The 22818-nt window shown below is 62.4% G+C and carries 19 protein-coding genes; 14 read left to right on the forward strand and 5 right to left on the reverse strand.

The window, feature by feature from the left end:
- Positions 1 to 3 precede the first annotated feature (3 nt).
- The 5 genes from QA637_RS01960 (at position 4) to QA637_RS01980 (ending at position 7050) form a co-directional block, all read left to right on the forward strand.
- A complete protein-coding gene (locus QA637_RS01960) occupies positions 4 to 1146 on the forward strand; it encodes an ATP phosphoribosyltransferase regulatory subunit (RefSeq protein WP_153438221.1) in 1143 nt (380 codons plus the stop codon).
- On the forward strand, positions 1143 to 1838 hold the full coding sequence (gene hisG / locus QA637_RS01965; RefSeq protein ID WP_153438219.1) for an ATP phosphoribosyltransferase: 696 nt from the start codon (positions 1143 to 1145) through the stop codon (positions 1836 to 1838). The genes QA637_RS01960 and hisG overlap by 4 nt, the downstream gene beginning before the upstream one ends.
- Positions 1839 to 1962: 124 nt before the next feature.
- Positions 1963 to 2670: a glutathione binding-like protein gene (locus QA637_RS01970; RefSeq protein WP_153438217.1), complete on the forward strand. Its 708-nt coding sequence runs from the start codon at positions 1963 to 1965 to the stop codon at positions 2668 to 2670.
- 193 nt (positions 2671 to 2863) lie between these two features.
- Positions 2864 to 4081: an NAD(P)/FAD-dependent oxidoreductase gene (locus QA637_RS01975; RefSeq protein WP_184108440.1), complete on the forward strand. Its 1218-nt coding sequence runs from the start codon at positions 2864 to 2866 to the stop codon at positions 4079 to 4081.
- Between the two features lie 170 nt (positions 4082 to 4251).
- Entirely contained in the window at positions 4252 to 7050 is a 2799-nt protein-coding gene (locus QA637_RS01980; RefSeq protein ID WP_153438213.1) for a bifunctional diguanylate cyclase/phosphodiesterase, read from the forward strand.
- A 105-nt stretch (positions 7051 to 7155) separates the two neighbouring features.
- Here QA637_RS01980 and QA637_RS01985 read toward each other — a convergent pair whose 3' ends face one another.
- The gene (locus tag QA637_RS01985) at positions 7156 to 7584 is read right to left on the reverse strand and encodes a hypothetical protein (protein ID WP_184108441.1); all 429 of its coding nucleotides are present in this window, start codon (positions 7582 to 7584) and stop codon (positions 7156 to 7158) included.
- A gap of 115 nt (positions 7585 to 7699) precedes the next feature.
- Here QA637_RS01985 and QA637_RS01990 point away from each other — a divergent pair, with 115 nt between their 5' ends.
- Positions 7700 to 7990, forward strand: coding sequence for a hypothetical protein (locus tag QA637_RS01990; protein WP_153438209.1), 291 nt, complete (start codon positions 7700 to 7702; stop codon positions 7988 to 7990).
- Between the two features lie 204 nt (positions 7991 to 8194).
- On the opposite strand, the gene groL is transcribed toward QA637_RS01990, so the two are convergent.
- Positions 8195 to 9832: a chaperonin GroEL gene (gene groL / locus QA637_RS01995; protein WP_153438207.1), complete on the reverse strand. Its 1638-nt coding sequence runs from the start codon at positions 9830 to 9832 to the stop codon at positions 8195 to 8197.
- A 75-nt stretch (positions 9833 to 9907) separates the two neighbouring features.
- Positions 9908 to 10204: a co-chaperone GroES gene (groES, locus tag QA637_RS02000; RefSeq protein WP_012706990.1), complete on the reverse strand. Its 297-nt coding sequence runs from the start codon at positions 10202 to 10204 to the stop codon at positions 9908 to 9910.
- A 505-nt stretch (positions 10205 to 10709) separates the two neighbouring features.
- Here groES and QA637_RS02005 point away from each other — a divergent pair.
- The 5 genes from QA637_RS02005 (at position 10710) to QA637_RS02025 (ending at position 16986) form a co-directional block, all read left to right on the forward strand.
- Positions 10710 to 11558 (forward strand): TIGR01459 family HAD-type hydrolase, encoded by an 849-nt coding sequence (locus QA637_RS02005; RefSeq protein ID WP_153438205.1) that lies wholly within the window; start codon positions 10710 to 10712, stop codon positions 11556 to 11558.
- Positions 11559 to 11571: 13 nt separating this feature from the next.
- The gene (locus QA637_RS02010) at positions 11572 to 12555 is read left to right on the forward strand and encodes a bifunctional riboflavin kinase/FAD synthetase (RefSeq protein WP_153438203.1); all 984 of its coding nucleotides are present in this window, start codon (positions 11572 to 11574) and stop codon (positions 12553 to 12555) included.
- A gap of 284 nt (positions 12556 to 12839) precedes the next feature.
- Positions 12840 to 15749, forward strand: coding sequence for an isoleucine--tRNA ligase (ileS, locus tag QA637_RS02015; protein WP_283065051.1), 2910 nt, complete (start codon positions 12840 to 12842; stop codon positions 15747 to 15749).
- Between the two features lie 133 nt (positions 15750 to 15882).
- Positions 15883 to 16503: a hypothetical protein gene (locus QA637_RS02020; protein ID WP_153438201.1), complete on the forward strand. Its 621-nt coding sequence runs from the start codon at positions 15883 to 15885 to the stop codon at positions 16501 to 16503.
- Between the two features lie 3 nt (positions 16504 to 16506).
- Positions 16507 to 16986, forward strand: a complete 480-nt coding sequence (locus QA637_RS02025; RefSeq protein ID WP_153438199.1) for a GNAT family N-acetyltransferase — start codon at positions 16507 to 16509, stop codon at positions 16984 to 16986.
- 12 nt (positions 16987 to 16998) lie between these two features.
- On the opposite strand, the gene QA637_RS02030 is transcribed toward QA637_RS02025, so the two are convergent.
- Positions 16999 to 17448, reverse strand: coding sequence for a nucleoside deaminase (locus QA637_RS02030; RefSeq protein WP_153438197.1), 450 nt, complete (start codon positions 17446 to 17448; stop codon positions 16999 to 17001).
- Positions 17449 to 17521: 73 nt separating this feature from the next.
- Here QA637_RS02030 and QA637_RS02035 point away from each other — a divergent pair, with 73 nt between their 5' ends.
- From QA637_RS02035 to QA637_RS02045, 3 genes are all read left to right on the forward strand, one after another.
- Positions 17522 to 19309: a pseudouridine synthase gene (locus QA637_RS02035; RefSeq protein WP_153438195.1), complete on the forward strand. Its 1788-nt coding sequence runs from the start codon at positions 17522 to 17524 to the stop codon at positions 19307 to 19309.
- A gap of 6 nt (positions 19310 to 19315) precedes the next feature.
- On the forward strand, positions 19316 to 19876 hold the full coding sequence (gene rsmD, locus QA637_RS02040; protein WP_153438193.1) for a 16S rRNA (guanine(966)-N(2))-methyltransferase RsmD: 561 nt from the start codon (positions 19316 to 19318) through the stop codon (positions 19874 to 19876).
- 111 nt (positions 19877 to 19987) lie between these two features.
- Positions 19988 to 20872 carry a patatin-like phospholipase family protein gene (locus QA637_RS02045; protein ID WP_153438192.1) on the forward strand — a complete coding sequence of 295 codons (885 nt, stop codon included), beginning with the start codon at positions 19988 to 19990 and terminating at the stop codon, positions 20870 to 20872.
- Between the two features lie 15 nt (positions 20873 to 20887).
- On the opposite strand, the gene QA637_RS02050 is transcribed toward QA637_RS02045, so the two are convergent.
- Positions 20888 to 22747, reverse strand: coding sequence for a monovalent cation:proton antiporter-2 (CPA2) family protein (locus tag QA637_RS02050; protein ID WP_153438190.1), 1860 nt, complete (start codon positions 22745 to 22747; stop codon positions 20888 to 20890).
- Positions 22748 to 22818 lie beyond the last annotated feature (71 nt).

Raw genomic sequence — 22818 nt, forward strand, 5'->3', positions numbered from 1 at the left:
GCGATGCCTCTGATCAACCTCCCCGCCTTTGCTGGCGACCTGCTTGCCGATTTCGAGCGGATGGAGACCCTGCGCGTCGATACGCCGGTGATCCAGCCGGCCGAACCCTTTCTCGACATGGCAGGCGAAGACCTGCGGCGTCGCATTTTCCTGACCCAGAGCGAGACGGGCGAGAGCCTTTGCCTTCGTCCTGAATTTACGATCCCCGTTTGCCTTCGTCATATCGAGACGGCGACCGGCACGCCGCAGCGCTATGCCTACCTCGGCGAAGTGTTCCGCCAGCGGCGCGAGGGGTCGAGCGAGTTCTATCAGGCGGGCATCGAGGATCTCGGCGAGCCGGACACCGCGCGGGCGGACGCGCGGGCCGTGAGCAACGCGATGCAGGTTCTTGCGAACAGGTTGCCGGGACGGCGCCTTAAGGTGACGCTGGGCGACCAATCGGTGTTCGAAGCGGTTGTCGGAGCCTGCGGGCTGCCTGGCGGCTGGCAGAAGCGGCTGATCCATGCCTTCGGCGAGCCGAAGCAGCTGCAGAAACTTCTGGCGGAACTCGCCGATCCGAAATCCGCAGGTGTCTTCGGTCACGAGGTCGAGCGGCTTGCGATCATGGGCATGCTGGAGGACGAGGATCGGCTCGTTGCCCTTATCGGCGAGACCATGGAGGCAACCGGCTACTCCACCAATGCCAGCCGGTCGCCGCGCGACATCGCTCGCCGCCTGAAGGAAAAAATGGAACTGGCGAACACGCGGCTGGACAAGGTCACGCTCGCCGTCATGCGCGAATTCCTGACGCTGAACCTGCCGCTCGCCGATGCGCCGGCCGCACTTTTCCGCTTCGCTGCAAAGTCGGGGTTGAAGATCGAAGCCGCATTGGCGCTTTTCGACGCGCGCGTCGCTGCACTTTCTCAGGCGGGCGCCGACATCAGTCTCGTCCGCTATCGCGCCGCCTTTGGTCGTCCGCTCGACTATTATACCGGCCTCGTCTTCGAGATCGAGGTCGAAGGCATGGCGGCCGTTCTCGCCGGTGGTGGACGCTTCGACCGCCTGCTGACGCTTCTGGGCGCCCGTGAACATATTCCGGCAGTCGGCTTCTCCCTGTGGCTTGACCGGATCGAGCAGGCGGTTTCTGCCGCAGGGGGCGCGAATTGACGGTGACGATTGCACTGCCTTCGAAGGGGCGGATGAAGGATGATGCTTCGGCGATCTTCGAGCGGGCCGGAATGAAGATTGTCGCGGTCGGCAACGATCGTTCCTACCGGGGCCGGGTCGAAGGCTGGGACGACGTCGAGATTGCCTTTCTTTCGGCCTCGGAAATCTCTCGCGAGATCGGCAGCGGCGCCGTCGATTTCGGCGTCACCGGTGAAGACCTCGTTCGCGAGGGCTTGGCCGACGCGGATGCGCGTGTGGAATTCTGCGCCCGGCTCGGCTTCGGCCATGCCGATGTCGTCGTGGCCGTACCGGAAATCTGGTATGACGTCGATACCATGGCGGACCTCGGCGACGTCGCCGCCGATTTCCGTGCACGTCACGGCCGCAGGCTGGCAATCGCCACCAAATACTGGCGCCTGACCCAGCAGTTTTTCTCCGGAAGCCATGGCATCCAGCTCTATCGTATTGTCGAAAGTCTGGGCGCGACCGAAGGCGCGCCGGCTTCCGGTTCCGCGGACATCATCGTCGACATCACCTCGACCGGTTCGACGCTGAAGGCGAACCATCTCAAGATCCTTTCGGACGGTGTGATCCTGCGGTCGGAAGCCTGCCTCGTCAGGGCGCGGAAGGCGGCCCATGCGGGCGATCCCGTCATTGACCGGATCGTGGCAGCCGTCCGCGCCGCGCTCTGAGAGCCCGCGGCGAGCCTCAGGTGTCACGCAGGAAATTTCACCTCGGGTGCTGACAATTGCAATTGCGACGACCTATGTAGGGGCGGCACATCCCACCTTCGCCATCCCACCTCGAGGCATCCTTATGGCTGATCTTTCCTCTTTCCCGATCACGACCCGCTGGCCGGCAACCAACCCGGATATCATCCAGCTCTATTCGCTGCCGACCCCGAACGGCGTGAAGATTTCCATTGCCCTGGAAGAACTGGGCCTGCCCTACGAGCCGCATCGCATTGCGTTCGATGCCAACGAACAGAAGTCGCCCGAATTCCTGTCGCTCAACCCGAACGGCCGCATCCCGGCGATCATCGATCCGAACGGGCCCGGCGGAAAGCCGATCGGTCTTTTCGAATCCGGTGCGATCCTGGTTTATCTGGCAGAAAAGACGGGAAAGCTTATCCCGGCGGATGCCGCCGGCCGCTACGAGACGCTTTGCTGGGTGATGTTCCAGATGGGCGGTGTTGGTCCGATGCTCGGTCAGTTCGGGCATTTCTTCAAGTTCGCGGCCGAAAGGGTTGCCAACAACTCCTATCCGATGGAGCGGTACCGCGATGAATCGAAGCGCCTGCTCGGCGTGCTCGAGACGCGGCTGAGAGGCCGGCAGTGGCTGATGGGCGACGAATACACGATCGCCGATATTGCCACCTACCCCTGGGTCGAGGGCGCGCGCAGATTCTATGGCGGCGCGGAAGTGCTCGAATACGAGAGTTTCCCGAATGTCATGGCCTGGGTCGATCGCGGCCTCGCGCGGCCGGCCGCGCAGAAGGGGATGGAAATCCCGCGCAAGCCCTGATCCCCTGGCGGTCCTGCCATTCCGCCCGAGTTGACGAAGCTCGGGCGGAAAGGGTACGGCTTGCTAAAGCAGTGTCTACAGCGCCGTGCGTTTCCGAGGCGTGCAAAGATCGCTGTAGCGCTTTGAATCGGCATGATTTTATCCTCACATCGATACCGATTTGAGGAATCATGCAGTAGAGACGGGGAAGCAGGTGTCGGGAAGACTTGTTGTTATCGGCGGCGGTCAGGCCGCCTTCGCGTTGGTTGCCAAACTTCGCGCTTTGAAGGACGAGCGGCCAGTGACGATCGTGTCTTCTGAGGCAAGCCTTCCCTACCAGCGGCCACCCCTTTCCAAGAAATATCTGCTCCGCGAAATGACGCTCGACCGGCTGCTCTATCGGCCGGAGGCCTGGTATTCGGAGCACGACATCGACATTCGCCTTTCGACCACCGTCACACGCATCGACCGCGGGCAAAAGCAGGTGAGTTTGGGCGACGGATCGGTGCTCGGTTACGAGACGCTTGCCTTCGCGACCGGGGCGGCGCCGCGGCGGCTGCCGGCCTCGGTCGGTGGCGATCTTGCCGGCGTCTACGTCGTGCGGGATTTCAAGGATGCCGATCTGCTCGCCGAGGAGATGCGCCCCGGTCGCCGTGCACTGGTGGTGGGCGGGGGCTATATCGGCCTTGAGGCCGCCGCGGTCGCCCGCACCTGCGGCATGGAGGTGACCGTCATCGAAATGGCGGACCGTATCCTGCAACGGGTGGCCTCGGCCGCGACATCCGCGATCGTTCGCGAGATTCATCGCGCCCGCGGCGTCGAAATCCGCGAGGGCATGGGCCTCCACCGCCTGATCGGCGACAATGGGCGCGTGACGGCCGCTGAACTGGCGGACGGCTCAACGATCCCGGTCGACGTGGTGATCGTCGGCATCGGCGTCAGCGCCAACGATGCTCTGGCGCATGACGCGGGCTTGGAGACCTCCAACGGCATCATCGTTGACAGCTACGGCCGAACTTCCGATCCTGCGATCTTTGCCATGGGTGACTGTGCGGTCCTACCGTGGCAAGGCATGCGGATCCGCCTGGAATCGGTTCAGAACGCCGTTGACCAGGCGGAGGCGATTGCCGCCATCCTCGCCGGCAGCTCCGAGCCCTACGATCCGAAGCCCTGGTTCTGGTCGGACCAGTACGACGTGAAGCTCCAGATCGCCGGCTTCGGTCTCGGCCACGACGAAACGCTGGTCCGTCCGGGCCAGCGCGAAGGCAGCGTATCGGTCTGGTATTTCCGCCAGGGCAAGTTCATCGCCGTCGATGCCATAAACGACGCCAAGGCCTATGTGACGGGAAAGAAGCTGCTCGAAAGCGGAACAACACCGGATCGAGCGAAACTCGCCGATCCTGACACTGACCTCAAGTCACTGCTCATTTAGCCGGCGACATCGCCCGGAATTCTCGATCTGTTAACGAAGAAAGCACCGTTCCGTTTCGGAATGGCCCTCTTCGTCGGGTTTTCACGCTTCTTTAAACCGCGAAACGTCAACAGATGGCGAGCCGGAGCAGGTGACCTGCGTCCGTGCAGTGGTTATTTGGGCGATCTGTTATGTTCAAGATCCTGACATGCCTCGTGGTGGAACACGATCCGCGAATGGTCGTGCTGGCGGCGTTGATTTGCTTCCTGTCGAGTTTCGGCGCTGTCACCTTGCTTCAGCGTGCGCGCGCTGCGGTCGGTGGGCCACGGGCGACCTGGATCGCCGCCGCCGGCATCGCCAGCGGCTTCGGGATATGGGCAACCCACTTCATTGCGATGCTTGCCTATGATCCGGGTGTCTTGGTCGGCTATCAGACGAACCTCATGATCCTGTCGCTGGCGGCGGCAATTGTGCTGACGGTATCGGCCCTCGGCATCGCGACCTATGTGGCGGGGCGCGCCGGCTGGCTGTTCGGCGGGCTGGTGCTTGGCGCCGGCGTTGCCTCCATGCATTTTCTCGGCATGGCTGCGCTGGACGTCCCCGGCTTCATTCGCTGGGACGCGACGCTCGTCGTCTCTTCGATCCTTGCCGGATCGCTGTTCGATGTGGCCGCGCTTTTCGCAGTCGCCCGCGGCGACCAGCCGCTGAGGGCCAAGTTGCTTGCGACGTCCGCGATGACGCTTGGGATCGTGACGCTGCATTTTACGGCGATGGCCGCCGTGACGATCGAAGCCGGCCCCGTGGCTGAGGCGGGCATAGGCATGCTGCAGCCGCATCTCTTGGCCTTCGTCATTGCAGGAACGGCATTCTTCCTGCTGTCGATCGTTCTGACTGCGGCCGGTTTCGCCCGTCAGGCGGAGGTCCTGGCGGCCGCGTCGGAGAAGGAGTTTTCCCGCTTCGTCCGGAGCGTCAAGGACTATGCGATCTGCATGCTCGACATCGATGGCCACGTGACCAGTTGGAATGCCGGTGCTGAGGCGAACAAGGGATACACTGCCGCGGAGATCATCGGCAAGAATTTCGCCTGCTTCTACGCACCGGAAGAAAGGCAGGCCAACCTGCCGCAACAGGCGCTGCGTCTCGCCCTTCTCGATGGAAAATACGAGACGGAAGGCTGGCGCTATCGCAAAGATGACACCCGCTACTGGGCGCACGTGGTGATCGAACCGATCATCGATGAAGCCGGACGGCACGGCGGCTTCATCAAGATTGCCAAGGACATTTCCAAGGAAAAGGCGAACGCCGATCGTATCGCCGAAGTCAGCAAGAATCTCGACATCGCGCTGGAGAACATGACGCAGGGCATATGTCTGTTCGACAAGGCCGACCGCCTGCTGATTTCGAACAGGCGTTGCCTCGAGATCTTCAATCTCTCCGAATCGATGGCCGGCAAGGGCGTGACTTTCCGGGAAATTCTCGAGCGGGCATCTGCCAGCGCCTATCCTGACCCGGCGGTGGCCAAGGCCAGAGCCGATGCGGCTTATCAGAAACACCGCATCGACATTGTCGGCACGGGCGGAGCCGACCTTGTCGAGAAGCTGCCGAACGGACGTTCCATCCTGACGAAGCACCGCATGTTGCCGGATGGCGGCTGGGTCTCCACCTATGAGGACATCACCGAGCGACTGGACTCCGAGGAACAGATTTCGTTCCTCGCCCGACACGACAGTCTGACGGGGCTACCCAATCGGCTGCAGTTCAACAGCTACCTCGAGGAGGAGCTCGATGCCGCTGCCTGGTTCTCGCGCAAGGTGGCCGTCATCGGCCTTGACCTGAACAAGTTCAAGGAAGTCAACGATTTGCATGGTCATGCCGCGGGCGACTTCGTGCTGGTCACGATCGCGCAGCGGATGAAGGCGCTACTTCAGGAGGGCGAGTTCGTTGCCCGTTTCGGCGGCGACGAGTTTGCGGCGGTGAAGCGCTTCGAGGAACTCACCGAGCTCCATGATTTCCTGCGGCGCATTGAAAATTGCCTGCACGAGGAAATGCGCTTCGGTGATTTCGAGCTGAAATCCGGCGGTAGCATGGGCGTTGCGATCTATCCGCAGGACGCCGAAACCGCCGACACGCTGATCAACAATGCCGATCTCGCCATGTATCGCGCCAAGGCGGCATTGAACCAGGCGGTCTGCTTCTACGAGGTCTCGATGGACGAGGCTGCCCGCAAGCGCCGGGCTCTTGCAAACGATCTCTGGGACGCGGTCGAGAAGGGCCAGCTGGCGCTTCACTATCAGGTGCAGAAATCGGTGATGACCGGCGACGTCACCGGCTATGAAGTGCTGCTGCGCTGGCATCATCCCGAACGCGGCATGGTCCCGCCGAATGAATTCATCCCGCTGGCCGAAGAATGCGGTGCGATCCTGCCGATCGGTGAATGGGTCCTGCGCGAGGCATGCCGCGAGGCGGCCGGATGGGGTGGCCAACACAAGATTGCCGTCAATATCTCGCCGGTGCAGTTGGCCAATGGTGACATCGTCAGCCTCGTCCAGCAGGTGCTCGCGGAAACCGGGCTCAGCCCGAAGCGGCTCGAACTCGAAATCACCGAGTCCACCATTATCGACGACAAGGAGCGCGCGCTGCTGACGCTCCGCCAGATCAAGGAGCTTGGAGTCACCATCGCCATCGATGACTTCGGCACCGGTTACTCGTCGCTCGAAACATTGCGGTCGTTCCCCTTCGACAAGATCAAGCTCGACAAGAGCTTCATGTGGGAGGTCGAAGGAAGCCCCCAGGCCAAGGCGATCGTCCGGGCCATCCTCGCCCTCGGGCAAAGCCTCTCCGTGCCGGTCCTTGCCGAGGGCGTCGAAACGCAAAAACAGCTCGACATCCTTCAAGCGGAGGGTTGCGACGAGGCTCAGGGCTATCTGCTCGGGCGCCCAGCGCCCATCGCCGCAGCCCCGGGCACGCGAGTACAAGCTGCCGTCGCTTGATGCGACTGCGGCGGCCGGCCGGAGGTCGAAGGAAAGTGCATACCCCAAGGCTTGCGTAGTTTCAGAGAGTTAGGCCATCTGCTGTTTCAATGAAGCAGTGAATGATTATTGCCGCACCATCGCCTGCGGGCCCTCGATCAGAAAGCGCGGGAAAAAGAAGACCCCAAGCATCGAGCCGGAATAGCGCTCTTCAAGTCCAGACGACTCGCCGATGCAGAAGAGCGGCTGCCTTTGCCCGGTTTCGAGGATGATCGTCGTGGAAAAGCAGAAGGTCGAGGAAGACGTTGCCGCCTGCTCGAAAAGTTCGAGCACGTGATTGCGATCGGCCGGATCGTAACAGCGGACGAAATTGAGCAATCCGCACTCGTTCTCTCGCAGACCGTGAATCGCTGCGGCCTTGTCGCCGAGTACGAAGAGACCCGTGGTGAGATCACCGGACCAGCCCTCGGAAACGCAGAACTGCGCAGGTATTTCCTGATGTGGCAAGCCGTGAATGCCGGAGGACAGGGAATTTGTTCTTGCGATCTTAAACACGACTTGCCCCAGATATGCCCTGCAACGCGGCGCGTCCTATCAGACGCGCAAGGCCGCTATAGCACTTTGAATTGCCGGATGTTTTATCCTTGAATCGGCAACGATTTAAGGAAACATGCAGAGCGAACAGCCGGTATCTAAGTCCGGACAGACGCATTCGAAAAAGGACCGCTCGCTGCCGTTGATCCGAGGGCCAAGCCACTCGTGCCATGCTGATCTCTTGGTCGATTGGTTCGACGCGGGAAAGACAGCCCGTCAAGCGAAATCATTTCGCAAGAAGGTCGGCCATGTTGCGAGCAAATATCAAAAAAGCTTTGGCGATGATGTTCTTTACTCGGACCAGGTACACAAGCCAAAAGCGAGCAGATGCTCGTTCAGTTCGTGGCCGCTCTCCACCTTCGCGTGAATCTGGTGTTCACTTGGCGCGTTGTTATAGTTCGTTTTTTTACAACTTCAACGGTTTTTTGCACTGTTTTGGGCTGCCGTTTCTTTTTCGCAGTGCCTTGTTCGAGATGCATCATTTGGTTTGACGAAAAGCAAAAAGGGCGGCTCGAAGCCGCCCTCTCAGTTCCGGTACCGGAAACATCGCTGTGCTAAGGCTTTCGCCTTATCACATCATGTCCATTCCACCCATTCCGCCCATGCCGCCAGGCATTGCCGGAGCGTCCTTCTTCGGCAGCTCGGCAATCATGGCTTCGGTGGTGACGAGAAGGCCAGCAACCGAGGCTGCGTCCTGCAGGGCGGTGCGAACGACCTTGACCGGGTCGATGATACCCATGGCGATCATGTCGCCATATTCACCGGTCTGTGCGTTGTAGCCGAAGTCGTCGGTGTTCTTCTCGAGGATCTTGCCGACAACGATGGAGGCTTCATCACCAGCATTTTCAGCGATCTGGCGGGCCGGAGCCTGCAGAGCGCGGCGAACGATGTTGATGCCGGCTTCCTGGTCGTCGTTTTCACCCTTGACGGTGATCTTGACGGAAGAGCGCAGCAGGGCGACGCCGCCGCCCGGTACGATACCTTCCTGAACGGCAGCGCGCGTCGCGTTGAGAGCGTCGTCGATGCGGTCCTTCTTTTCCTTCACTTCGACTTCCGTCGCACCGCCGACGCGGATAACGGCAACACCGCCAGCGAGCTTTGCCAGGCGCTCCTGCAGCTTCTCGCGATCGTAATCCGAAGTGGTTTCTTCGATCTGGGCCTTGATCTGGGCAACGCGGCCTTCGATATCCGACTTCTGGCCGGCACCATCGACGATCGTCGTGTTTTCCTTGGAGATCGAAACCTTCTTCGCACGGCCGAGCATGTCGAGCGTGACGTTTTCAAGCTTGATACCGAGGTCTTCGGAGATCACCGTGCCGCCCGTCAGGATCGCGATGTCTTCGAGCATGGCCTTGCGGCGGTCGCCGAAGCCCGGAGCCTTGACAGCAGCGATCTTCAGGCCACCGCGCAGCTTGTTGACGACGAGCGTTGCGAGCGCTTCGCCTTCGACGTCTTCAGCGATGATGAGCAGCGGCTTGCCGGTCTGGACGACGGATTCGAGAACCGGGAGCATGGCCTGGAGGTTCGAGAGCTTCTTCTCGTGCAGGAGAACGAAAGCGTCTTCGAGGTCCGCGACCATTTTTTCCGGGTTGGTGACGAAGTAGGGCGACAGGTAGCCGCGGTCGAACTGCATGCCTTCGACGACTTCGAGTTCGGTTTCAGCGGTCTTGGCTTCTTCAACCGTGATGACGCCTTCGTTGCCGACCTTCTGCATTGCTTCTGCAATGTCGAGGCCGATCTGCTTTTCACCGTTTGCGGAGATGGTGCCGACCTGGGCGACTTCTTCCGAGGTGTTGATCTTCTTGGCCTTGGCAAGCAGGTCCTTGACGACTTCGGTGACGGCGAGGTCGATGCCGCGCTTCAGGTCCATCGGGTTCATGCCGGCAGCAACTGCCTTGGCGCCTTCGCGAACGATCGCCTGAGCGAGAACGGTCGCGGTCGTCGTGCCGTCGCCGGCGATGTCGTTGGTCTTCGAAGCGACTTCGCGGACCATCTGGGCGCCCATGTTCTCGAACTTGTCTTCGAGTTCGATTTCCTTGGCGACCGAAACGCCGTCCTTGGTGATGCGCGGAGCGCCGAAGGACTTGTCGATGACGACGTTACGACCCTTCGGGCCGAGCGTTACCTTGACTGCATCGGCGAGGATGTCGACGCCGCGCAGCATCTTTTCGCGCGCGGTACGGCCGAACTTGACTTCTTTAGCTGCCATTTTTGAAAGCTCCTGGTTTCGAAGTTCCGGGACGGGCCCGGTTTCAAATTACGGAAGTTGGAGGGTGCCGGCCGATCAGCCGATGATGCCCATGATGTCGGCTTCCTTCATGATCAGAAGGTCTTCGCCGTTGATCTTGACTTCGGTGCCGGACCACTTGCCGAACAGGACGCGGTCGCCAGCCTTGACATCGAGCGGAACAACCTTGCCGCTTTCGTCACGGGCGCCCGAACCGACAGCCACGATTTCGCCTTCTTGCGGCTTTTCCTTTGCGGTGTCCGGAATGATGATGCCGCCCTTGGTCTTTTCCTCAGACTCGACGCGGCGGACGACAACGCGGTCGTGCAGCGGACGGAAGTTGGTGCTTGCCATTGTCTAATCCCTCGATCAAATGACATTGCGGATCGTTCATCGACCCGGTGGATGAGTGTTAGCACTCATATCTCACGAGTGCTAGCGTCGCCGAAATAGGACCGTGCGCTGAACGAGTCAAGGATCGGTCGAGAGAATTTTTGCCGGTTGTGATCGTTGATGGGCCGCGAGCCCTTTGTTGTTCAATTGCATGGGGAGAGGGACGGCCCACGCGAGGCATCGCGCCAAAATCCGCATCCAATGGCAACCATGCAAAGACGTCAACGGTGGCCTCGTTCAATTCCATTTCCCCAGACAAACGGGTATCGCGACGGCCCGGGTAATCTTCGACGTGTGCAATGACGACGAATTCGCCGCCGACGCGCTCCTCAGGTTTTTCTGAGATCGCTGGCTGCATTGTGCGTCTGAATTCTTGGGAAGCGCCGCGTTTTTCTGAACGCGAGACTTGTATTCTTTGCCCTTCCTTGCGATGTGAGCCGAGAAGCCGAGTTTGCGGGAAGCCGATATGGCCGTAAGGATCAACAGTTTTCGGGAAATCACCAGCCGGTACGACGTGGTGCTCTGCGATGTCTGGGGCGTGCTCCACAATGGCGTCCAGGCCTTCGCTTCGGCTTGCGAGGCTCTCGCAGAGGCGCGCGCAAAAGGCCTGACTGTCGTCCTCATTACCAATTCGCCGCGGCCGCATCCCGGCGTCGTGGTGCAGATCCGCGGCCTTGGCGTTCCCGACGAAGCCTACGATCGCATCGTTACATCAGGGGACGTCACGCGGGCGTTGATCTCGCAAGCCGCGAAACGCATCTTCTTTATCGGAGCCGAGCGCGACCTGCCTCTGCTCGAAGGTCTAGGTACCGAGATCGTTTCGGCGGAGGACGCGGAGACGATCGTCTGCGCCGGCTTTTATGACGATGAGACCGAAACGCCCGAACACTATCGCGCGACATTGACGGGACTCGCCAAGCGCAAGATCCCGTTCATCTGCGCCAATCCCGACCTCGTCGTGGAGCGCGGGCATCGGCTGATCCCCTGTGCCGGTGCGATCGCCAAGCTCTATGAGGATCTGGGCGGCGAGGCGCGCATTGCCGGCAAGCCCTACATCGCGATCTACCGCGCCGCCCTGACTGAGGCAAAGGCCGTGCGCGGTGCGTTCGATCTCTCCCGCGTCATCGCGATCGGTGACGGCATGCCGACCGACGTCAAGGGGGCGCAGGACGCGGGCTTCGACCTGCTCTATATCAGCGCCGGAATTCATGCCCAGGAATACATGCATGAAAGCCGCACCGACGAGGCGAAACTTGCCGCCTTCCTGAAAAGGGAAGGGGCCGCGCCGAAGTGGTGGATGCCGCGGCTTGGCTGACGGGAAGACGGACATGACGGTTTTTCATCGCAACGAAACCCGTGATCCGCTTCCGGAGCGCCTGCGCGGCGGCGTCATCGCGATCGGCAATTTCGATGGCGTTCACCGCGGACATCAGTCGGTGTTGAACCGGGCGCTGGACGAAGCGGCGAAACGCAGCGTTCCCGCGCTCGTCCTGACCTTCGAGCCGCATCCACGCACCGTCTTCAGGCCGGACACGCCGGTCTTCCGCCTGACGCCCGCCCCGCTCAAGGCCCGCATCCTCGAAGGCATGGGCTTCGGCGCCGTCATCGAATACCCCTTCGACCGGACCTTCTCTCAGCTTTCCGCGTCCGATTTCATCCATCGCATCCTGCGCGAATGGCTGCATGCATCCCACGTGGTCACCGGCTTCGACTTCCATTTCGGCAAAGGGCGCGAAGGCGGCCCGGCATTCCTGATGGCGGCCGGCGAGCGGGAGGGTTTTGGCGTCACGCTCGTCGATGCCTTCCGCGATGAAAACGCTTCGGTGATCTCGTCGAGCTTCATCCGTTCCCTGCTCGCCGAAGGGGATGTTGCGCACGCGGCAGGACTGCTCGGTTACCGTCACACGGTCGAGGCGGAAGTGATCGGCGGCAAGAAGCTTGGACGCTCGCTCGGCTTTCCGACCGCCAATATGAGGCTGCCGCCCGAAGCGGAACTCAAGAACGGCATCTACGCCGTGCGGTTCCGCCGCGCCGATGGCTCTCTTTACGACGGCGTCGCAAGCTACGGCCGTCGCCCGACCGTCGACAGCGATGGCGAGCCGCTGCTGGAGACTTTCGTCTTCGACTACTCCGGTGAGCTTTACGGCGAAGTCTGCAGTGTCTCCTTCTTCGGCCATCTCCGCGATGAGCTCAAGTTCGATGGATTGGAGCCGCTGATGGCGCAGATCAAGCGCGACGAGGAGGAGGCGCGCCAGCTCCTTTCCGGCGTCCAGCCCCTGAGCGAGATCGACCGGAGACTCAATTTCGCCTGAGCTCTGCCGGGAGGCGCCCGGCCTTTCGCAGCCAAAGAATTCGGCCATGCGACGTTGGCGGACCTTTTCAAAAGGCTGAAAACGCCTTAAAGAACCGGCCACTATGACCCGGCACCGTCGATTGATCGTCGATCAGCGAATTATTGGCCCGGCCCTCCGCGCGCGCTAGACCGCCGGCGGGTCCGGGATTTCGGCGTTTCCACGCCCCCCAAAGTCATCTTCGAGACAGAGACCCGTTCCGCATGCGTGACGATACCCGCGCGGAAAAGACGAACGCAAAGACCATGACAGAAACCGCTGAAAAGATCGATTATTCTTCTACCCTCTATCTGCCGCAGACGGAGTTTCCGATGCGCGCCGGTCTGCCGCAGAAGGAACCGGAGACGGTTGCCCGCTGGCAGAAGATGGGCCTCTACAAGAAGCTCCGGGCGTCGGCTGCCGGCCGCGAGAAGTTCGTGCTGCACGACGGTCCGCCCTACGCCAACGGCAACATCCATATCGGCCATGCGCTGAACAAGATCCTCAAGGACGTGATCAACCGATCGTTCCAGATGCGTGGCTTCGACGCCAACTACGTTCCCGGCTGGGACTGCCACGGCCTGCCGATCGAGTGGAAGATCGAGGAAAAGTACCGCGAGAAGGGCAAGAACAAGGACGAGGTTCCGGTCAACGAGTTCCGCAAGGAGTGCCGTGACTTCGCCGGCGGCTGGATCGAGGTCCAGACCGAGGAGTTCAAGCGCCTTGGCATCGAGGGTGATTTCGAGCGGCCCTACACGACGATGAACTTCCATGCGGAAGCCCGCATCGCCGGCGAATTGATGAAGATCGCCAAGGCCGGTCAGCTCTATCGTGGTTCGAAGCCGGTCATGTGGTCGGTGGTCGAGCGCACGGCGCTCGCCGAGGCCGAGGTCGAGTATGCCGATGTCGAGAGCGACATGATCTGGGTAAAATTCCCGATCACCGAGGGCCCGGACGCACTCGCAGGCGCTTTCGTCGTGATCTGGACGACGACGCCCTGGACGATCCCCGGCAACCGCGCGATCGCCTATTCGTCCCGTTACGCTTATGGCCTCTATGAGGTCGCGACCGCCGAAAACGACTATGGTCCGCAGCCCGGCGAAAAGCTGATCTTTGCCAAGCGCCTTGCCGAAGAGTCGGCTGCCAAGGCGAAGGTGACGTTCAGCTTCGTCCGCGACGTCGAAGCGGACGAGCTTGCGGCGATCACGTGCGCCCATCCGCTCCACGGTCTCGGCGGCGGCTATGCCTTCCACGTGCCGCTGCTTGACGGCGATCACGTGACGGATGATGCCGGCACGGGCTTTGTTCACACGGCCCCCGGTCACGGCCGCGAAGACTTTGACGCCTGGATGGACAGCGCCCGCGCACTCGAAGCGCGCGGCATCTCCTCGGCGATCCCGTTCACGGTCGACGATGCCGGCTATTTCACCGCCGATGCGCCCGGCTTCGGTCCGGATGCGGAAGGTGGAGCCGGTCGCGTCATCGACGACAAGGGCAAGAAGGGCGACGCCAATGATCGCGTCATCAAGGCGCTGATCGCCCGCCACACGCTATTTGCTCGTGGCCGCTTGAAGCACTCCTATCCCCATTCCTGGCGGTCGAAGAAGCCGGTCATCTTCCGCAACACGCCGCAATGGTTTGTCTACATGGACAAGGACTTCGGCGACGGCACGACCCTGCGTTCGCGCGCCCTGAAGGCGATCGACGGCACGCGCTTCGTGCCCGGCGCCGGCCAGAACCGCCTGCGTGCGATGATCGAGCAGCGGCCGGACTGGGTGCTTTCGCGCCAGCGTGCCTGGGGCGTGCCGATCGCGATCTTCGCCGACGATCAGGGCGAAATCCTCATCGATGACGCCGTCAACGCCCGGATCCTCGAAGCCTTCGAGAAGGAGGGCGCCGACGCCTGGTTCGCCGAAGGCGCCAAGGAGCGTTTCCTCGGCAACGACCATGACCATGCCAAGTGGCATCAGGTCATGGACATTCTCGACGTCTGGTTCGATTCCGGTTCGACCCATACCTTCACGCTGGAGGATCGCCCCGACCTGAAGTGGCCGGCCGACGTTTATCTCGAGGGCTCGGATCAGCACCGCGGCTGGTTCCACTCGTCGCTGCTCGAAAGCTGCGCGACGCGCGGCCGCGCGCCGTACAACGCCGTTGTCACCCATGGCTTCACCATGGATGAGAAGGGCGAGAAGATGTCGAAGTCGAAGGGCAACACCGTCACCCCGCAGGAGGTGATGAAGGATGCCGGCGCCGACATCCTGCGCCTCTGGGTAATGACGACGGACTATTGGGAGGATCAGCGTCTCGGCAAGACGATCATCCAGACCAACATCGACGCCTACCGCAAGCTCAGGAACACGATCCGCTGGATGCTCGGCACGCTCGCTCATGACAAGGGCGAGGTGATCGCGCTTTCCGACATGCCGGAACTCGAACAGTTGATGTTGCACCGTTTGGCCGAATTGGACCGGCTGGTGCGCGACGGCTACGACGCCTTCGACTTCAAGCGGATCGCCCGTGCGCTTATCGATTTCTCGAATGTCGAGCTGTCGGCGTTCTACTTCGATATCCGCAAGGACGCGCTCTACTGCGACGCACCGTCCTCGATCCGTCGCCGCGCCGCGCTGCACGTCATCCGAACGATTTTCGATTGTCTGGTTACCTGGCTCGCTCCGATGCTGCCTTTCACCACCGAGGAAGCCTGGCTCTCCCGCAACCCGGAAGCCGTCTCGGTGCATCTGGAGCAGTTCCCGACCGTGCCGGCGGAGTGGCGTAACGACGCGCTCGCCGAGAAGTGGCGCAAGATCCGCGAAGTCCGCAAGGTCGTGACCGGTGCACTCGAAATCGAGCGCAAGGAAAAGCGCATCGGCTCGTCGCTGGAAGCGGCGCCCGTCGTCCATGTTGCGGATGCGGATTTGCGCCAGGCGCTCGAAGGCCAGGACTTTGCCGAGATCTGCATCACATCGGCGATCGAGGTCGTCGGCTCCGAGGGACCGGCCGATGCCTTCGCGTTGCCGGACGTCGCCAAGGTCAGTGTCGTGCCGAGGCTGGCCGAGGGGCAGAAATGCGCTCGTTCCTGGCGAATCACCACGGATGTCGGTTCCGACCCGCTCTATCCGGACGTTTCCGCCCGCGATGCTTCGGCTCTGAGGGAGCTTGGATTCAAGCCTTGACGCACCGTTTGGCCGGGTGAATTGCGCTTGTCGCGTTCATCCGGTACAACCTGCCCGAAATTTGGCGGATTTTTCGGCCAAGGGGCGCTGAGTGGCCGCGGCATGTGGGGTGCGGCTGGCTGGAAGGAAATTCATGGAAATGACGCGAGAGTTGCGAGTTGTCGCCAGCATTGCCGCCATCGTGGCGGGCGGTTTGGTGCTTTCGGGCTGCATCGGTGGTCCAACCTACGGTACGGACAAGTCGGCAGGCGAACAACTGCTTGACGACCTCGGCAGCGCCGTGAGCCTTGCCCCGCCGAAGCGCGATCCGGTCAAATATCAACCCCGCCCGGCGCTCGTGCTGCCGCCGCAGGGACAGCAGACAGCTCTGATCGAGCCGCAGCAGTCAATGGCGAACCGCGAAACGAACCCGCAGTGGGTCGAGTCGCCGGAGGAGGTCCGTGAGCGCCTGCGTGACGAGGCGGACGCCAACAAGAACGATCCCAACTATGTCTCGCCTCTGGCGAAGGCGAGCGCCAATGGCCGCCGCCTTTCGGCCAAGGAGCAGCAGGAGGCCTATCGCGAGGCCCGCAAGATCGAGCAGGGCGCGTATTCGGACAAGCGTCGCTTCCTGAGCGATCCGCCGATCGAATATCGTCGTCTCCCGGAAGGTGCCGAAACGGATCTCGGCGAGCCGGAAAAGGTGAAGGAACGCCGCCGCAAGAAGGAGGCGCAGATCGCCAATTCCGGCACCAAGTGGTACTGGCCGTTCTAAGCCATGAAGCCCAGCATTCGCAACGCCGTCCCGGAAGACGCGGAGACGATTCTGCGCTTCATCACGGAGCTCGCGATCTACGAAAAGGCGGGGCATGAGGTCGAAGCGACCATCGAGCTCTTGCAATCTTCGCTCTTCGGTCCGAACGCCGTCGCCCACGCGGTGATTTGCGAGATCGACGGCGTGCCTGCCGGCTTCGCCATCTGGTTCTATAGCTTTTCCACCTGGCAAGCGCGCAAGGGTCTTTATCTCGAAGACCTCTATGTCACACCTGAATACCGCGGTTCGGGTGCCGGCAAGCTGCTTCTGAAACATCTTGCGCGCATCGCCCTTGCGCAAGGTTGCGGCCGCTTCGAATGGAGCGTGCTCGATTGGAACGAGCCGGCCATCCGGGTTTATGAGGCAGTCGGCGCGGAGCCCATGGCGGAATGGAAGCGCTACCGGCTTGCGGGGGCGGCGCTCAAGGCCCTTGCCGACAGTTAACCGCTCGACCGTTCAGCGCTTGCCGGCAAAGAAATCGCGAAGGATATCGGCGGCTTCCCGCTCGGAAAGGCCGGAATAGACATCCGGAACATGGTGGCAGGTGGGCGATGCATAGAACCTGACGCCGCTATCCACCGCGCCGCCCTTCGGATCTTCCGCACCGTAATAGAGGCGGCGTATTCGGGCGAAGGAGATCGCCGCGGCGCACATGGTGCAAGGTTCCAGCGTGACGTAGAGATCCGCACCGGTCAGCCGTTCGCCGCCTACAATCGCGGCGGCCTTCCGGATCGCCTCGATCTCGGCATGGGCGGTGACGTCGTTCAGTTCGCGCGTGCGGTTTCCGGCAGCGGCGACGATCTTGCCGTCGAGCACGACGACAGCGCCGATCGGCACTTCCCCGCGTGCTGCCGCTTGCCGGGCCTCCTTGAGGGCCGCATCCATGAAGCGTGTCGTATCCGTCATCGCTCGATCAATAATTTCTCTTAACCCACGGCGCTTGACCTGATAGGACAGCCGCAAAAGGCAGGCAACACAAATGACATCCAAAGACAAGTCCACGCGGCCCGGCGGCAAGACCAACGGCCGGGAAAAGAAACCTCGTTCCGGTGAGAAGAAGACGGGCGCCACCCCGTCCGCCAACATTCGGCCGGCTGCAAGCGCGCCCGGTGCGGATGAGCCGCAGCGCATCTCGAAGATCCTCTCGCGCGCCGGCGTTGCCTCCCGCCGCGATGTCGAGCGGATGATCATGGAAGGGCGCGTCAAGCTCAACGGCGTCGTGCTCGACACGCCTGTCGTCAACGCAACGCTTGCCGACAGCATCGAGGTCGACGGTCACCCGATCCGCGGCATCGAACGTACGCGCCTCTGGCTTTATCACAAGCCCGCTGGGCTGGTGACGACCAACGCCGATCCGGAAGGCCGGCCGACGGTTTTCGAGAACCTTCCGGAGGGGCTGCCGCGCGTGCTTTCGATCGGCCGCCTCGACATCAACACCGAAGGCCTGCTGCTCTTGACCAATGACGGGGGGCTCGCTCGCGTGCTCGAGCTGCCGTCCACCGGCTGGCTGCGTCGATATCGCGTGCGCGCTCACGGCGAGATCGATCAGGAAGCGCTCGATCGGCTGAAGGACGGCATCGCCGTCGACGGTGTCCTCTACGGAGCCATCGAGGCGACGCTCGACCGGGTTCAGGGATCGAACGTCTGGATCACCATGGGTCTGCGCGAAGGCAAGAACCGCGAGATCAAGAACGTGCTCGGCGCGCTTGGTCTTGATGTGAACCGACTGATCCGCATCTCCTATGGTCCCTTCCAGTTGGGCGACCTGCCGGAAGGCCAAGTTCAGGAAATTCGTGGTCGCACGCTGCGGGACCAGCTCGGCCCTCGCCTGATCGAGGACGCGAAGGCGAATTTCGACGCGCCTCTCTACAATGATCAGCCGGCGGCCGAGAGGGGTGATCGTGACGAGGTTGCCGAGGATGCCGGCAAGGCGGAGCGCGCCGGGCGGCGCGAAAAGCCGGAGGACAAGCGCGAGCGTGCGCTTGCACGCCTCGACACGCGGCGCGACGAAGGCCGTTCGCGCGATCGTGGCGAGCGTTCCGGCGGCCGACCTGCCGACCGCCCGGCTCGGGTGCCGGCAAAGCGCAGCCGCACCGCCAACGTCTGGATGGCGCCGGGCGCACGCCCGATAGCCGAAAAGAAGCCGAAGTCGGCGGATGATCAAGCGGCGACTCCCGTGCGCCGCGAGCGTCCGGAAGGCGCACCGAAGACGAAACGCTATGGCCGCACCAAGGATGGCCTGGCGACGAAGACATCGGGAAAGTTCGATCCCGACCGCAAAGGCGCAGCAGCCAAGGGCGCTGTCCGCCCGGAGCGCGCTCCGCGGTCGGTCGTCAAGCGCGGCGATGAAGATGGAGACTGGATCAGCGCCAGCGAACCTGTGCGCCGCAAGGACGACGCGCGCGAAGGTGGCTTCGGCCGACGCCGGCCTGACCCAGCAGAACGGAAATCGCGGGATCATGGCGATCGCCCGCCGCGGCGCGAAAGCAGTGAACGCACGCGCGCTGAGCGCCCGGCACGCGCCGGGGGCGAAAATCGCGCATTCTCCGGAAAGCCGCGCACAAACCGCAGCGAAGGCGATCGGCCTCAAGGTCGTGAGGGCGGCAACCGCCCTTCCGGCGACCGCCCGCGCGGAAAGCCGGCCGGCAAGCCCAGTCAAGGGAAATCGCCAGGCCAGCGCTCCGGCGGCCCCCGCGGCGGCAAGCCGGGCGGTGGCAAGCCGGGCGGCCGCCCCGGCGGCGGCAAGCCCCGGGGCAAGGGGAAGTAATCGGCCTTGCGGATCGTCGGGGGAGAGTTTCGCGGCCGCGTCCTGGCCACGCCCAAGTCCAACGATATCCGTCCGACGACCGATCGGACGCGTGAAAGCCTGTTCAATATCTTGAGCCACGCCTATCCGGAAGCGCTCGACGGCACCCGCGTGCTCGATCTCTTTGCTGGTACCGGTGCGGTCGGCCTCGAGGCCTTGTCGCGCGGCTGTCGGCAGGCGCTCTTCGTCGAGCAGGGTGTCGAGGGCAGGGGGCTGCTCCGGGTGAATATCGAGACGCTCGGACTTCAGGGGCGCGCCAAGATTTTCCGTCGCGACGCCACCGATCTTGGGCCGGTCGGGACGATGGAGCCGTTTCATCTGGTTTTTGCAGATCCGCCCTATGCCAAGGGGCTCGGCGAGCGTGCACTTGCGGCGGCCGCTGCGGGCAAGTGGCTCGTCCCCGGCGCTCTGGCAATTCTCGAGGAACGGGCCGACATTGAGCCGCGGCTGCCGGCAGAGTTCGAGCTGCTTGATGTGCGCGTTTTTGGCGACACGCGGATGCATTTCTACCGATTCCGCGGCGAGTGACTACTGCATGATTCCCTTAAATCGGAATCGATTTAAGGACAAAATCGTGTAGCAGTTCGACGTGCTAAAGCGGCCGATCGGGTGCCCGTCGGATGAGCGGAGACGAGCGTGATGCGGAAGGATACCTTGTCTGAAGTCGTGCAACCGACCGCGGGGCAGAGCCCCTCGGTTGCCTTGGCGCTCGGAGGCGGAGGCGCGCGGGGACTTGCACATATCCACATCATCGAGGCCCTCGACGAGATGGGCATCCGGCCCGTGGCGATCGCTGGCTCGTCGATCGGTGCGCTCATGGGCGCCGGCATGGCGGCCGGGATGCGCGGGGAGGAGATCCGGCACCATGTGCTGTCGACCGTCGGCCATCGCGGCGAAGTGCTCAACCGGCTGTGGCGACTGAGGCCGACGACCCTTTCCGAGGCGGTGTCGAACGGGCTCCATTTCGGCCGGTTCAACATTGAGCGCGTCCTGAACGCCTTTCTGCCCGAAGCGATTCCCAGCCGCTTTTCCGATCTGTTGATCCCGCTGAAGGTCACGGCGACGGACTACTACGGTCAAACAGAACGCGTTTGTGAAAGCGGTGACCTGCGTAAGGCGCTTGCCGCCTCCGCTGCCCTGCCGGCCGTATTCATGCCGGTGAAGATCGATGGCCGAGTCATGATCGACGGCGGCATCTACAATCCGATCCCATTCGATCACTTACGCGGCCTGGCGAATATTCTGGTCGCTATCGATGTCGTCGGTGGTCCGGATGGCGACGGGCGAACGATACCGAGCCGGATCGACAGCCTGTTCGGCACGAGCCAATTGATGATGCAATCCATCATTGCGATGAAAATGAAAGACGGCGCGCCCGACATATTGATGCGTCCCGATGTCGGGCGCTTCCGGGTTCTCGATTTCCTGCGCGCCCACGAGGTCCTGGCCGCGACGGCAAGTACCAAGGAGCAATTCAAGCGTGCGCTTTCCGAGCGGATCGAGAGCTGGAAGGAGATCGGCTGAGGGGCGAGGCCCCTGTCAGTCGGTCTGCGCCAGCGTCTCGTCCTTCTGCGGCGGGTCCTCGGCCGGAAGGCTCGGCAGGATCCGCTCCTCGGTGTCGGCGGAGTGATTGACTTCGCGCTTCGGCTTGACCAACGGCTCGGGCCTCACCGGCCGCGAGTGCAGCATGTCGCGGCCCGCGGAGATGCCCTCGGCTTCTTGCAGAACGAGGCGCGCTTCGTCGCGACGGCGGATGTCGTCCATGATGGCGATTGCTTCGTCGTCGCCAACGCCCAGTGCTTCCAGCGTCTTGCGACCGAAGAGCAGGCCGGATTCGAAGGTCTCGCGCAGTTCGTAATCGACGCCCCTGGCACGCAGTTCCAGTGTGTGCAGCCGGTCGTAGGAGCGGGCGAAGATGCGGGCGTTCGGGTACTCGGCCTGGACAAGGCTGATGATCCTGTCCGTGGTTTCCTTCTTCTGCGTGCAGACCGCAACGAGCTTCGCGCGCTCGATGCCTGCGGCTCTCAGCACGTCGAGCCGGGTACCGTCGCCGAAATAGATGCGGAAGCCGAAGGTTGCGGCCTGGCGCACGCGCGCGGCGGAGTGATCGATAATGGTCACGTCGCGGCCGCCGGCGAGCAGGATCTGTGAGGCAATCTGGGCGAAACGGGAAAAGCCGATCATCAGCACGTCGGCGCCGGCACCCTCGAAGTCCTCCTCGATCTCATCGGCCAACTCGTCCTGCTCGTGCATCAAACGCTTGGAGAGCATCGCCGCGACGGGGGTGAGCGCCATCGAGAGCGTTACGATGGCGACGAGCAGCGACGAGGTTCCCTGTGAAAAGACCCCCGCAGCGGCCGCCGCGGTGAAAAGCACGAAGCCGAATTCGCCGCCCTGGGGCAGAAGAAGGCCGATGCGCAGCGCGTCGTTGTGGCGGGAGCCGGTGATGCGGCAAAGCCAATAGAGCACGAGGCTCTTCACCAGCATCAGCAACGGCACTGCAACGATGATCAGGAGATAGTTTTCGACGATGACGCCGAGTTCCAGAGACAGGCCGACGGCCATGAAGAACAGCGCCTGGAGGATACCGCGAAAGGGTTCGATGTCGGCTTCGAGTTCATGGCGATAGGACGATTCCGCCAGGAGCACGCCGGCGAGAAAGGCACCCATCGCCATCGAAAGACCGGCAAGCTGCATCAATGTCGCCGCGCCCATGACGACGAGAAGGGCGGCCGCGATCATGACATCGCGCGCTCCGGTGCGGGCGATCACCTGGAAGAGCGGATTGAGCAGATAACGGCCCGCAAAGAAGAGAATGGCGATGGCGCTGACCGCAATCGCGAAGTCCTGAAATGGCGTCGTCGCGTCTTCCGGAGCTTGCGCTGCCAGCAAGGGGATGAGGGCGAGCAGCGGAACGATCGCCAGATCCTGCAGGAGCAGGATGGAGAAGGCGCGCTGGCCGTAGCGCGTATTGGTATCGTTACTCTCGTCGAGGATCTGCATTGCGAAGGCCGTCGACGAGAGCGCAAGCCCGAAACCGGCAATGATGCTTCCCCTCCATTCGAGAAGGCCGGCGAATGCGATCAGGGAGGAGAGAGCGAGGCCGGTCAGGACAACCTGCGCAGCACCCAGTCCGAAGATGTCGCGCCGCATCTGCCACAGGCGCGAAGGCTTCAATTCCAAACCGATGATGAAGAGCAGGAACACGACCCCGAGTTCCGAAACGTGCAGGATCTCCTCTCCCTCGGTAATCCGTTGCGCGACCGGGCCGATCAGGATGCCGGCTGCGAGATAGCCGAGTATCGTGCCGAGCCCCAGGCGCTTGAAGAGCGGTGCCGCGAGCACGGCGCCGCCGAGCAGCATGAGCGCCTGGGTATAGAGAAACGATGTCGTCTGCATGCTCGATGCTCTCGCTGTCACGGCTGCTGCGGGCCCTGCATGCAGGGCTTTTGCCGGATATCATTTGGATG

It is taken from the genome of Sinorhizobium terangae, from assembly GCF_029714365.1.
GTDB lineage: Bacteria > Pseudomonadota > Alphaproteobacteria > Rhizobiales > Rhizobiaceae > Sinorhizobium > Sinorhizobium terangae.